This window comes from Halomonas sp. LBP4, assembly GCF_003202205.1.
Classification (GTDB): domain Bacteria; phylum Pseudomonadota; class Gammaproteobacteria; order Pseudomonadales; family Halomonadaceae; genus Halomonas; species Halomonas flagellata.
The window spans coordinates 23,582-36,440 of the sequence record NZ_PDOG01000010.1 but is presented as its reverse complement, the minus strand read 5'-3'; the positions used below and the strand labels follow the sequence as shown (position 1 = coordinate 36,440).

Annotated in this window: 11 protein-coding genes and 2 tRNA genes; 11 read left to right on the top strand and 2 right to left on the bottom strand. The window is 66.7% G+C overall.

Going from position 1 to position 12,859, the window contains the following annotated elements:
* The first annotated feature begins 227 nt into the window (after positions 1 to 227).
* The 11 genes from tpiA (at position 228) to pnp (ending at position 10,887) form a co-directional block, all read left to right on the top strand.
* Positions 228 to 977 (top strand): triose-phosphate isomerase, encoded by a 750-nt coding sequence (tpiA, locus tag CR157_RS20775; RefSeq protein ID WP_110285430.1) that lies wholly within the window; start codon positions 228 to 230, stop codon positions 975 to 977.
* Positions 978 to 981: 4 nt separating this feature from the next.
* Positions 982 to 1,341, top strand: coding sequence for a preprotein translocase subunit SecG (gene secG, locus CR157_RS20770; RefSeq protein ID WP_110285429.1), 360 nt, complete (start codon positions 982 to 984; stop codon positions 1,339 to 1,341).
* Positions 1,342 to 1,383: 42 nt separating this feature from the next.
* Positions 1,384 to 1,470: transfer RNA gene (locus CR157_RS20765), tRNA-Leu, on the top strand.
* A gap of 132 nt (positions 1,471 to 1,602) precedes the next feature.
* Positions 1,603 to 1,679, top strand: a tRNA-Met gene (locus CR157_RS20760).
* Positions 1,680 to 1,914: 235 nt separating this feature from the next.
* Entirely contained in the window at positions 1,915 to 2,376 is a 462-nt protein-coding gene (gene rimP, locus CR157_RS20755; RefSeq protein ID WP_110285428.1) for a ribosome maturation factor RimP, read from the top strand.
* 66 nt (positions 2,377 to 2,442) lie between these two features.
* Positions 2,443 to 3,933 carry a transcription termination factor NusA gene (nusA, locus tag CR157_RS20750; RefSeq protein WP_110285427.1) on the top strand — a complete coding sequence of 497 codons (1,491 nt, stop codon included), beginning with the start codon at positions 2,443 to 2,445 and terminating at the stop codon, positions 3,931 to 3,933.
* Between the two features lie 104 nt (positions 3,934 to 4,037).
* Positions 4,038 to 6,557, top strand: coding sequence for a translation initiation factor IF-2 (gene infB / locus CR157_RS20745; RefSeq protein WP_110285426.1), 2,520 nt, complete (start codon positions 4,038 to 4,040; stop codon positions 6,555 to 6,557).
* A 16-nt stretch (positions 6,558 to 6,573) separates the two neighbouring features.
* Positions 6,574 to 7,014 carry a 30S ribosome-binding factor RbfA gene (rbfA, locus tag CR157_RS20740; protein WP_110285425.1) on the top strand — a complete coding sequence of 147 codons (441 nt, stop codon included), beginning with the start codon at positions 6,574 to 6,576 and terminating at the stop codon, positions 7,012 to 7,014.
* The gene (gene truB / locus CR157_RS20735; RefSeq protein WP_110285424.1) at positions 7,014 to 7,931 is read left to right on the top strand and encodes a tRNA pseudouridine(55) synthase TruB; all 918 of its coding nucleotides are present in this window, start codon (positions 7,014 to 7,016) and stop codon (positions 7,929 to 7,931) included. Before rbfA ends, truB begins: the two co-directional genes overlap by 1 nt.
* A gap of 79 nt (positions 7,932 to 8,010) precedes the next feature.
* On the top strand, positions 8,011 to 8,280 hold the full coding sequence (gene rpsO, locus CR157_RS20730; RefSeq protein WP_110285423.1) for a 30S ribosomal protein S15: 270 nt from the start codon (positions 8,011 to 8,013) through the stop codon (positions 8,278 to 8,280).
* Between the two features lie 471 nt (positions 8,281 to 8,751).
* Positions 8,752 to 10,887 (top strand): polyribonucleotide nucleotidyltransferase, encoded by a 2,136-nt coding sequence (pnp, locus tag CR157_RS20725; protein WP_146218742.1) that lies wholly within the window; start codon positions 8,752 to 8,754, stop codon positions 10,885 to 10,887.
* 208 nt (positions 10,888 to 11,095) lie between these two features.
* On the opposite strand, the gene CR157_RS20720 is transcribed toward pnp, so the two are convergent.
* Complete coding sequence (locus tag CR157_RS20720; protein ID WP_110285421.1) at positions 11,096 to 12,274, bottom strand: acetyl-CoA C-acetyltransferase; 1,179 nt, start codon at positions 12,272 to 12,274, stop codon at positions 11,096 to 11,098.
* 185 nt (positions 12,275 to 12,459) lie between these two features.
* The gene (gene panD / locus CR157_RS20715; RefSeq protein ID WP_110285420.1) at positions 12,460 to 12,840 is read right to left on the bottom strand and encodes an aspartate 1-decarboxylase; all 381 of its coding nucleotides are present in this window, start codon (positions 12,838 to 12,840) and stop codon (positions 12,460 to 12,462) included.
* Between the last annotated feature and the right edge of the window lie 19 nt (positions 12,841 to 12,859).

Sequence of the window (12,859 nt, the reverse complement as noted above, 5' to 3'; positions counted from 1 at the left end):
GGCCATGGAGGGCCAGCACCGGACCTGCAAGCGGAGCGGGACGCGAGAGCGCAGCAGGGCGTCGGTAGCGTACAGGGAGGTATTCACAGCGCCTCCTCGCAGGCTTGTCGACGGATCGGCCCCGAGTGATACCGCTAGCTGCGATAGCCCTGGCCCCGATGGCTTCGCGGTTGTCTTGACAGGGCCGCTCCTATACCATTTCGCACCACCTTGAAAGAGGACATCCCATGCGTACCCCGCTGATCGCCGGCAACTGGAAGATGAACGGCTCCCTGGCACTGGTCGAGACCTTCGGCCAGGCGTTTTCCCGGACCAGGCCGCCGGAGGGCGTCGAGGTGGCGCTGATGGTGCCTTTCCCGTATCTCGGCGCCGCTGTCGGCGTGCTGGACGAGACGCCGGTGGCCGTCGGCGCCCAGACGCTGAGCGATCAGCCGTCCGGTGCCTTCACCGGCGAGGTCAGCGGCGGCATGCTCGCCGAGCTGGGGGTCCGTTACGTGCTGGTGGGGCACTCCGAGCGCCGTTCGCTCTTCCACGAGGACGATGCCGCCGTGCTGGCGCGGGTCCGCGCGGCCCTGGCCGCGGGGCTGGTGCCGTTGCTCTGCCTCGGTGAGACCCTGGAGGAGCGCGAGGCCGAGCGCACCGAAGCGGTGGTGCTGGGCCAGCTCGAGGCCGTGTTCGACGCCCTGTCTCCGGAAGAGCGCGAAAAGCTGGTGATCGCCTACGAGCCGGTATGGGCCATCGGCACCGGGCGCACCGCCACGCCGCAGCAGGCCCAGGCGGTGCATGCGGCCATCCGCGATCGCCTGGAGCGCTATGCCGGCGCCCTGGCCCACGGGATGCGGCTGCTCTACGGCGGTAGCATGAACGCGAACAACGCGGCCGAGCTGCTTGCTCAGCCGGACATCGACGGCGGCCTGGTGGGCGGTGCCTCGCTCAAGGTCGACGATTTTCTAGCCATTTGTCAGTCAGCAGGTTGAATCCATGCAAGTTGCCATTCTCATGATCCATGTGGCGATCGCCATCGCCCTGGTCGTCCTGATCCTGCTGCAGCAGGGCAAGGGCGCCGAAGCCGGTGCCGCCTTCGGCGGCGGCGCCTCACAGACGGTGTTCGGCTCCCGCGGCAGCGGCGGCTTCCTGTCGAAGTTCACTGCCGTGCTGGCGGCCGGCTTCTTCGCCACGTCCCTGACGCTGGCCTGGTACGCCACCCAGGCGAGCCAGGCGCCGGAGGCCGGGATTCCCGACTCCGAGCTGATCGAACGGCAGCAAGGCGTTCCGACCCTTGACGACGAGCCGAATGATGTGGATAATACCGCGCCAGTGCTGGAGGAAAACGGCGACTGAGCCATCGGCTCCGTTGTCCGTCGCAATTCCGGCCTCCCCGATGCCGAAGTGGTGGAATTGGTAGACACGCTATCTTGAGGGGGTAGTGACCTTACGGTCGTGCGGGTTCAAGTCCCGCCTTCGGCACCACCTGATATGCCACGAGTCGTGACGCCGAGTGCGCAGGGTCGTCGGATCATCAGGCGCAGGATTGGCAGTAGTGGTGGCTTTGATGCCTTGACGAAAGTGCAAGTCAGGCATACAATCACCGACCTAGATTGATGCGGGGTGGAGCAGTCTGGTAGCTCGTCGGGCTCATAACCCGAAGGTCATCGGTTCAAATCCGGTCCCCGCTACCATCTTCCAGGCAGGCGCCTTCCGGAGGTTGAACCGGAAACATGGGGCTGCCGCCTAGCCGAAGTGGTATTACAGGTTTCTTGTGAAAGCCCCTTCCTGTGAAGGGGCTTTTTGTTAGCAGCTTCCCCGGCGACGCATGGCGTCGAGGGCGCTGTTCCGGGCAACGCCAATCAGCCACCTGACTTCCTGTTCACTCCCGGCCAGGTGCCTGATGCAACGGCTGTAGGAGCTTTTTCCGTGGCAATCAAGGATGCTGCGCTGCATGCGCTGATCGAGCCGGTGGTCACGGCCATGGGGTTCGAACTGTGGGGCATCGACTACCTGTCCCAGGGTAAGCACTCGCGCCTGGTGATCTATATCGATCACCAGGACGGGGTGAGCGTGGAGGATTGCGCCGATATCAGCCGCCAGGTCAGTGCCGTACTCGATGTCGAGGACCCGATTCGCGGTGAATACCGTCTGGAGGTCTCCTCGCCCGGCATGGACCGGCCACTCTATACCCTCGACCAGTTCGAGCGCTACCGGGGGCACGAGGTCAAGCTCAAGCTGCGTGTTCCCTACGAGGGCCGTCGCAAGTTCCAGGGACTGCTGGCCGGCATCGAGAACGACGAGGTGCTGCTGCAGCTCGACGGCGAGGAGTACTGCTTTCCCATCGACAGCATCGATCAGGCGCACATCGTGCCCCGGTTCGAGGAGTGATCCCGGCCGCCGAGGGTGGCGAACGAGCACGGTGCTCAAGGACAGGTTTTCTGGCGAGGCATAGGCATGAGTAAAGAAATTCTGACGGTCGTTGATGCGATCTCCAACGAGAAGGGCGTTCCCCGCGAGGTGATCTTCGAGGCCGTCGAAGCGGCCCTGGCCAGTGCGTCACGCAAGCGTTTCGAGGGCGAGGAAGCCAGCGTGCGGGTGCATATCGATCGCCGCACCGGCGACTACGAGACCTTCCGCCGCTGGGAGGTGGTCGAGGACGACGACTTCGACGGACCCGACGCCCAGATCAAGCTCTCCTTCGCCGAGCGTCGCGACCCGCCCCTGGGGCTGGGTGACGTGGTCGAGGAGCAGATCGAGAACGCCGCCTTCGGCCGCATCGCCGCCCAGACCGCCAAGCAGGTCATCGTGCAGAAGGTGCGCGAGGCCGAGCGCGCCGAGGTGGTGCGCCTCTACGCCGAGCGCGAAGGCGAGCTGGTCGCCGGCATCGTCAAGAAGACCACCCGCGACGGCCTGATCATCGATCTCGGCGACAACGCCGAGGCCTTTCTGCCGCGCAGCGAGATGATTCCCGGCGAGCGCTACCGCATGAACGAGCGGGTCCGCGCGCTGCTGACCAAGGTCGATCCCGAGGCGCGCGGCGCCCAGCTGATCCTGTCGCGCACCTGCCCGGAACTGATCATCGAGCTGTTCCGGATCGAGGTGCCGGAGATCGCCGAGCAGCTCATCGAAATCAAGGGTGCGGCCCGCGATCCCGGCTCCCGGGCCAAGATCGCGGTCAAGACCAACGATCGGCGCATCGACCCGGTGGGCGCCTGCGTCGGCATGCGGGGTTCCCGCGTCCAGGCGGTGTCCTCGGAGCTGCAGAACGAGCGTGTGGACATCGTGCTGTGGGACGACAACCCCGCCCAACTGGTGATCAACGCCATGGCGCCGGCGGATGTCGCCTCGATCCTCGTCGACGAGGACGCCCACGCCATGGACGTGGCCGTCGCCGAGGACAACCTGGCCCAGGCCATCGGCCGCAGTGGCCAGAACGTACGCCTGGCTTCCGAACTCACCGGCTGGCGTCTCAACGTCATGACCGAGGACGAGGCCGAGGCCAAGCGTGACCAGGAGATCGACAGCCTGGTCGAACACTTCATCCAGCACCTGGACATCGACGAGGAGGTCGCGCGCCTGCTGGTCGAGGAGGGCTTCACCTCGATCGAGGAAGTCGCCTACGTGCCGGTGGAGGAGATGCTCGAGATCGAGGAGCTCGACGAGGAGCTTATCGAGGAGCTGCGCGCTCGTGCCAAGGACGAGTTGCTGAACCTGGCCATCGCTTCCGAGGAGGAGCTCGACGGTGCCCAGCCGGCCGACGACCTGTTGGGGATGGACGGCATGGAGCGCCACCTGGCCTTCATCCTGGCCAGTCGCGGGATCGTCACCATGGAGGATCTTGCCGAGCAGTCCGTCGATGATCTGATGGATATCGAGGAGATGGACGAGGAGCGCGCCGCGGCACTGATCATGACCGCCCGTGCGCCATGGTTCGAAAGCGAATAGCCGAGAACGAATAGATCGAGAGCGAATCGCTCGTCGTCGAATCATTCGAGCCAGTAATCATTCGATAGCGAACAGTATTAGGTCACGGGCTGAGGAGGGTCGTAATGTCGGAGATGACCGTTAAGGATTTTGCAGCGAAGGTGGGGCGCGACGTGCCCCGCCTGCTGGAACAGATGAAAGAAGCCGGGCTCGAGCACCAGTCCGAGGGCGATGCCGTGTCCGAGGAGGACAAGCGCCAACTGCTCGACTTCCTCACCAAGAGCCACGGCGGCGGCGCCGGGGCCAGGAATCGCATCACCCTGACCCGCAAGACCAAGAGCCGCATCAAGACCGGTGAGCGGGGCAAGACCATCGAGGTGCAGGTACGCAAGAAGCGTACCTACGTCAAGCGTGCCGAGGAAGAGGCGCCTGCGCCCGAGCCGGCCGAAGAGTCCGGCCCGCGCCAGCTGGTCGGCGACATGGCCGACTCCCAGCAGGCCAGGGCCGAGCAGGAGGCCCGCGAGGCCGCGGCCGACCAGGCGCGTGCCGCCGAGGAGGCGGCACGCGAGGAGGCGTCCAAGGCCGAGGCAGCGAAGGCGGCCGAGGTGCCCGAGGTGCCCGAGATCCCGGTGCCCGAACTGGAAGTGCCGCAGGAGGCCACCAACGAGCCGCCGGCCCCCCCCAAGGAGGGCCGCAGCGACCGCCGCACGGCGCCGCCCAAGAAGGCGGCCGCCAAGAAGGGCCGCAGTGGCCGCGACGACGACGACCGGGGCGATCGCGAGGAGCGTCGCCGGGGCGGCAAGAAGGTCAAGCGCGCCGAGCGTCGCGGTACCCGCCGTGGCGGCAGTCAGGGCGGTGGCAAGCACGGCTTCCAGAAGCCGACCCAGCCCATCGTGCGTGAGGTGTCGATTCCCGAGTCGATCAGCGTCGCCGACCTGGCCGACAAGATGTCGATCAAGGCGAACGAGGTCATCAAGGCCATGTTCACCATGGGTGCGGCGGTGACCATCAACCAGACCATCGATCAGGACACCGCGGCCATCGTGGTCGAGGAGATGGGGCACAAGCCCAAGCTGGTCAAGGACGATGCCCTGGAGACCGAGGTCCTCGAGGGCATCTCCTACGAGGGCGAGGAGATCACCCGCTCGCCGGTGGTCACGGTGATGGGCCACGTCGACCATGGCAAGACCTCGCTGCTCGACCATATCCGCAAGGCCAAGGTGGCCACCGGCGAGGCCGGCGGCATCACCCAGCACATCGGCGCCTATCACGTGGCCGACGAGCATGGCGGCGTGACCTTCCTGGACACCCCCGGCCACGCGGCGTTCACCGCCATGCGCGCCCGGGGTGCCAAGGCCACCGACGTGGTCATCCTGGTGGTGGCCGCCGACGACGGCGTGATGCCCCAGACCATCGAGGCCATCGAGCACTCGAAGGCCGCCGAGGTCCCGCTGGTGGTGGCGGTCAACAAGATCGACAAGCCCGGCGCCGATCCGGATCGGGTCAAGAACGAGCTGTCCCAGCACGGCGTCATCTCCGAGGAGTGGGGCGGTGACACCCAGTTCGTCCACGTCTCCGCCAAGACCGGCGAAGGCATCGATGCCCTGCTCGAGGCCGTGCTGCTGGTTTCCGAGGTGCTCGAGCTCAAGGCCGTGCCGGAAGCGCCCGGCAAGGGCGTGGTGGTCGAGTCCCGCCTGGACAAGGGGCGTGGCCCGGTGGCCACCGTGCTGGTCCAGAACGGCACCCTGCGCAAGGGCGACATCGTACTCGCCGGCCTGCACTACGGCCGCGTGCGCGCCCTGACCAACGAGCTCGGCCAGCAGGTCGACGCCGTGGGCCCGGCGATGCCGGTGGAGATCCAGGGCCTCGACGGGACCCCGGATGCCGGCGACGACTTCATGGTGCTGGCCGACGAGAAGAAGGCCCGCGAGGTCGCCAACTTCCGTCAGGGCAAGTACCGCGAGGTGCGCCTGGCGCGCCAGCAGAAGGCCAAGCTGGAGAACATGTTCAGCCAGATGGGCCAGGACGAGGTGGCCAAGGTCAACATCGTGCTCAAGGCCGATGTCCAGGGCTCGCTGGAGGCCATCAAAGGGGCGCTGGAGGAGCTCTCCACCGACGAGGTCCAGGTGGCGGTAGTCTCCTCGGGCGTGGGTGGCATCACCGGCACCGACGCCAACCTGGCGCTGGCCAGTGACGCCATCGTGGTCGGCTTCAACGTGCGTGCCGACGCCGCGGCCCGCGAGATCATCGAGCGCGAAGGCCTGGACCTGCGCTACTACAGCGTCATCTACCAGCTGATCGACGAGGTCAAGCAGGCCATGAGCGGCATGCTCGCGCCGGAGTGGAAGGAGGAGATCGTCGGCGTGGCCGAGGTCCGCGACGTCTTCCGTGCGCCGAAGATCGGCGCCGTGGCCGGCTGCATGGTGGTCGAGGGCAGCGTCTTCCGCCACAAGAAGATCCGCGTGCTGCGCGACAACGTGGTCATCTACGAGGGCGAGCTCGAGTCGCTGCGCCGCTTCAAGGACGACGTTCCGGAAGTGCGCAACGGCATGGAGTGCGGCATCGGCGTGAAGAACTACAACGACGTCCAGGTCGGCGACAAGATCGAGGTGTTCGATCAGGTCAAGGTCGAGCGGACCCTCTGAGGGCCGAGGAGCGATCATGCGCGAGTTCAAGCGGACCGACCGGGTGGCCGACCAGCTCCAGAAGGAGCTGGCGGTGCTCATCCAGCGCGAGGTCAAGGACCCGCGTCTGGGCATGGTCACGGTGAGTGGCGTCGAGGTCAGCCGTGACCTGGGCTATGCCGACGTCCATGTGACCCTGCTGGGCGAGGACACGCCGGAGCGCATCAAGGAGAACCTCAAGGTGCTGCGCCAGGCCGCCGGTTTCCTGCGCGGGCAGATCGCCCGGCGCATCAAGCTGCGCCATGTGCCGGAGCTGCGCTTCCACTACGACGAGAGCGTGGTGCGTGGCCAGCGGCTGTCGTCGCTGATCGAGGAGGCCGTGGCCAGCGACAAGGCCCGCCAGGGCGACGAGACCGACGACGACGCCCCGGCCAGTGACGCTGGCGATGCGCCCGGCGGCGAGAGCGGGCGAGACTGATGGCGCGTCGGCGTCGCGGCCTGCCGGTGAACGGGGTGCTGCTGCTCGACAAGCCCCAGGGGTTGTCGAGCAACCACGCCCTGCAGCGGGCACGGCGCCTGTTCCAGGCGCAGAAGGCCGGCCACACCGGCACCCTGGATCCCATGGCCACCGGCCTGTTGCCGGTCTGCTTCGGCGAGGCGACCAAGTTCTCCGCCCACCTGCTGGCGGCCGACAAGGTCTACTGCACCCGGGTGGAGCTGGGCGTGATCACCGACACCGGTGACGCCGAGGGGGCGGTGGTCGAGCGCCACGAGGTGCCGCCCCTGACCCGGGTCGATGTCGAGGGCGTGCTCGAGCAGTTCCGCGGCGAGATCGAGCAGGTGCCGCCGATGTATTCGGCGCTCAAGCATCAGGGGCGCAAGCTCTACGAGCTGGCCCGGGAGGGCAGGACGGTCGAACGTGCAGTGCGGCGCGTGACGGTGTATGATGCGCGCCTTCTCGCCGTCGAAGGCGACGCCTTCGAGCTGGAAGTGCGCGTGAGCAAGGGCACCTATATCCGCACCCTGGCCGAGGACATCGGCCGGGCGCTGGGATGCGGCGGCCATATCAGTGCCTTGCGCCGCCTGGAGACCGGCCCCTTCACCAGTGACGGGATGCTGGGACTCGAGACGCTGGAGGCGCTGCCCGGCCAGGCCGAGCGCGAGGCGGTGCTGCTGCCCGTCGACGTGCTGGTGGCGCATCTGCCGCCCCTGGTGCTGGATGCCGATGCCGCCGGGCGCCTGGCCCATGGCCAGTCGGCCCGGGTCGACACCGGGGCCTTGGCGGCAGGCGAGACGGCAAGACTCTACCGTGACGAGGCCTTTCTGGGGCTCGGCACGGTGACGGGGCCACAGGAGGTGGCGCCGAAACGGCTGCTGAGCACGGCAGCCGATTGAAGGGAAAGACGCTCGAGACTGCAAATATGCGTGGTCTCACACCTACATCATTCAGGCATATTGCTTACTGGAGAGACAGATGGCACTGACCGCTGAACAGAAGGCCGAGATCGTCAACGAATTCGGCCGTGGCGACAACGATACCGGTTCCCCCGAAGTGCAGGTAGCCCTGCTGAGCGCCAACATCGATGGCCTGCAGGACCACTTCAAGACCAACAAGCAGGATCACCACTCCCGTCGTGGCCTGATTCGCATGGTCAACCAGCGCCGCAAGCTGCTGGACTACCTGAAGCGCAAGGACTTCGGGCGCTATCAGGCGCTGATCCAGCGTCTGGGCCTGCGTCGCTAAAGAAAGGGCATTTCGCTATTGCGCTCGGTGTTTTGGTATAAAGCTGGCCGCCGGCGGCGACCAGCCTCCCATCGCTCGTAACGCGAATTTCTCCTTTCCTTACGCTAGACGTAAAAACGGGCAGCCTTCGGGCTGCCCGTTTTGCGTCTGTGAGGCTGCCGCACGAGGGGCGCCGGGGACAGGTCGGAGGGGAGGTCCGAGGACCAGGGGTGAGGAGGATTCCCCCGAACGGGCTGGCCATGGATGGCCAGCACCGGACCTGCAAGCGGAGCAGGATGCGAGAGCGCAGCAGGGCCGAGGTAGCGTACAGGGAGGTATTCACAGCGCCTCCCCGAAGGCCTGTCGCCGGATCAGCCCCGGTAATGCTATGGCGGAAATATCGCTACCTGGTGGCCCTCGCGCGCGTCAACCCCTAAAATGGTCGCCGAGTCGAAACGACCCAAACATCGAAAAGTTGAAGGAAGAGTCGCCGTGAATCCGGTCAAGAAAACGTTTCAGTACGGTCGCAGCACCGTCACCCTGGAAACCGGGCGCATCGCCCGCCAGGCTACCGGTGCCGTGATGGTCACCATGGACGACACCGTGGTGCTGTGCACCGTTGTCGCCAAGAAAGAGCTCAAGCCAGGACAGGACTTCTTTCCGCTGGCGGTGTTCTACCAGGAGAAGACCTACGCGGTGGGCAAGATCCCCGGCGGCTTCTTCAAGCGCGAGGGGCGTCCCACCGAGAAGGAGACCCTCACCTCGCGGTTGATCGATCGCCCGATCCGCCCGCTGTTCCCCAAGGGCTTCATGAACGAGGTGCAGGTGATCTGCACCGTGCTCTCCACCGACCGCAACCATGACCCGGACATCGCCGCCCTGCTCGGCACCTCCGCGGCCCTGGCCATCTCCGGCGTGCCCTTCAGCGGTCCGATCGGCGCGGCGCGGGTGGGCTTCGACGAGGAGAAGGGCTACTTCCTCAATCCCACCGTGGAGGAGCTGGCCAGCTCCGAGCTCGACATGGTCGTCGCCGGCACCGAGAAGGCCGTGCTGATGGTCGAGTCCGAGGCCAAGGAGCTGCTCGAGGACGAGATGCTGGGGGCCGTGCTCTACGGCCACCAGGAGATGCAGGTGGCGATCAAGGCCATCAACGAGCTGGCCGCCGAGGCCGGCAAGCCGAAGTGGGACTGGCAGCCGCCGGCGGAGAACACCGCCCTCAAGGACGCCGTGGCCCAGGCCTACGAGGCCCGGGTGGGCGAGGCCTATCGCATCACCGACAAGATGGCCCGCCAGGACGCGCTCGCCGAGCTCAAGGCCGAGGCGGTCGAGCAGCTCGCCGGCGAGGAGGAGGGCAAGTTCGACGCCGATGACGTCAAGGGCGCCTTCGCCGGCCTGGAGAAGCGCGTGGTGCGCTCCCGGGTGGTCAAGGGCGAGCCGCGCATCGATGGCCGCGACCTCAGGACCGTTCGGCCGCTTTCCATCGAGGTGGGGACGCTGCCCAAGACCCACGGCTCGGCGATCTTCACTCGCGGCGAGACCCAGGCGATCGTCATCGCCACCCTGGGCACCCTGCGCGACGCCCAGTTGATCGAGTCGCTGGAGGGCGAGCGCAAGGACCGCTTCCTGCTGCACTACAACTTCCCCCCGTACAGCGTGGGCGAGGCCGGCTTCATGGGCGGGCCGAAGCGTCGCGAGATCGGTCACGGTCGCCTGGCGCGCCGTGGCGTGCAGGCGATGCTGCCCGATGACGCCGAGTTCCCCTACACCATTCGCGTGGTCTCCGAGATCACCGAGTCCAACGGCTCGAGCTCCATGGCCTCGGTGTGCGGCTCCTCGCTGGCCCTGATGGACGCCGGCGTGCCGATGAAGGCGCCGGTGGCCGGCATCGCCATGGGCCTGGTCAAGGATGCCGACGGCTTCGCGGTGCTCACCGACATCCTCGGCGACGAGGATCACCTCGGCGACATGGACTTCAAGGTGGCCGGCTCCGCCGCCGGTGTGACCGCCCTGCAGATGGACATCAAGATCGAGGGCATCAACGAGGAGATCATGGAGGTCGCCCTGCAGCAGGCCAACGAGGCTCGCCTGCATATCCTCGAGCAGATGAACGCGGTGATCGCCCAGAGCCGTGCCGAGGTGTCCGAGAACGCGCCCTCCATGGCCACCATCAAGATCGACCCGGAGAAGATCCGCGACGTCATCGGCAAGGGCGGTGCCACCATCCGCAAGATCTGCGAGGACACCGGCGCCTCCATCGACCTGGATGACGACGGCACCGTGCGCATCTACGCCGAGGACAAGACGGCGGCCAAGAAGGCCATCGACACCGTGCTGGCGATCACCGCCGAGGCGGAGATCGGCAAGCTCTACCGCGGCAAGGTGGTGCGCATCGCCGACTTCGGCGCCTTCGTCAACATCATGCCGGGGACCGACGGCCTGGTGCACATCTCCCAGATCGTGCCCGAGCGGGTCAACGACGTGCGTGACTTCCTCAACGAGGGCGACGAGATCGTGGTCAAGGTGCTCGACATCGACAACCGCAACCGGGTGAAGCTCACCATCAAGGAGATCACCCCGGAAGAGAAGGCGGCGTTCGAGGCCGAGGAGGCCGCCGAGCCCCAGCTGTGAGCCGTAAGCCTTGAGCGTTAAGCCGTAAGAAAAACCGCCCCCGCAGCCTGGCTGCGGGGGCGGTTCGCGTTTGGGGTGGCGCGGCTTTCCCGGCGACAGGCCTACGCGGAGGCGCTGTGAACCCTTCCCTGGGCGCTACCGATGCCATCCATGGCATCGGACCTCCGCTTCGACCTGTCCCAGGGGCCGCTCGTGTTGTGGTGCGTGCTTACCGTTCGATCGCCAGCGCGACGCCCTGTCCACCGCCGATGCACAGGGTCGCCAGGCCCTTCTTGGCATCGCGGGCGATCATCTCGTGCACCAGGGTCACCAGGATGCGGCAGCCGGAGGCGCCGATGGGGTGGCCGAGCGCGATGGCGCCGCCGTTGACGTTGATCTTGTCAGTGTCCCAGCCGAGCTCCTTGTTGACGGAGAGGGCCTGGGCGGCGAAGGCCTCGTTGGCCTCGACCAGGTCCAGGTCGTCCAGGCTCCAGCCGGCCTTCTCCAGGCAGCGACGGGTGGCCGGGGCCGGGCCGATGCCCATGATCGCCGGGTCGACGCCGGCGTTGGAGTAGGCGGCGATGCGGGCCAGCGGCTCGAGGCCCAGCGCCTTGGCCTTCTCGGCGGAGCAGAGCATCACCACGGCGGCGCCGTCGTTGATGGAGGAGGCGTTGCCGGCGGTGATGGTGCCGTCCTTCTTGAAGGCAGGGCGCATGCCGGCGAGCTTCTCGGCCGTGGTACCGCCGCGCGGGCCTTCATCGGTATCGAAGACGATGGGGTCGCCCTTGCGCTGGGGAATCTCCACCGGGACGATCTGGCTCTGGAACTTGCCGCCCTCGATGGCGGCGGCGGCCTTCTGCTGGGAGGCGGCGGCGAACTCGTCCATCTCCTCGCGGGTGATGCCGTACTTCTCCGCCAGGTTCTCGGCGGTGATGCCCATGTGGAAGTTGTTGAAGGCGTCCCACAGGCCGTCGTGGACCATGGAGTCGATGGCCTTCCAGTCGCCCATGCGCTGGCCGTTGCGGGAGTTGGGCAGCACGTGCGGCGAGGCGGACATGTTCTCCTGGCCACCGGCGATGATCAGTTCGGCGTCACCACAGCGGATCGCCTGGGTGGCCAGGTGCAGGGCCTTGAGGCCCGAGCCGCAGACCTTGTTGATGGTCATGGCGGGTACGGCATCGGGCAGGCCGGCCTTGATGGCGGCCTGTCGAGCAGGGTTCTGGCCGACGCCGGCGGTCAGCACCTGGCCGAGCAGCACTTCATCGACCTGGTCGGCGGCGACGCCGGTGCTGGCGATGATGTCCTTGATCACCAGGGCTCCGAGGTCACTGGCGGGAATGCCGGCCAGGGAGCCACCGAAGGTACCGACGGCGGTGCGGCGTGCGGCAACGATCACCACTTCTTGCATAAGGAGTTACTCCTGAGGTCTGTCGGGGGCGGTTGTCCCCTCAGCATAGGGGACGCTTGTGCGCTGCGGCAATGCCCAAATCGGCTGAAGCGCTCAGTCGGTCTGGATCACTCAGTATAGCGGGGACGTGCCGTGCCGTGCAGGAGGCGTGGCGGTGGCGGCACCGGCGGGTGCCGCCACCGGGCTCAGGCCAGCTGGACGGGGATGGCATTGCTGGTATGGCTGACGGCATTGCCTTGCTGCAGATAGACGAGGGCCGGCTGGTGGGCATCCAGCTCGGCCTCGCTGTAGTGGGCATAGCTGCAGATGATCACCCGGTCGCCGACGCCGGCGAGGTGGGCCGCGGCGCCGTTCACCGAGATGACCCTGGAGCCCTCCTCGGCACGGATCGCATAGGTGGTGAAGCGCTGCCCGTTCTCGACATTGTAGATCTGGACCTGTTCGTTCTCGCGGATGCCGGACATGTCCAGCAGGTCGCCGTCGATGGCACAGGAACCCTCGTAGTTGAGGACGGCGTGGGTGACACGGGCCATGTGCAGCTTGGCCTTGAGCATGATGGTCAGCATGGGCAGGGGATCCTCTCTT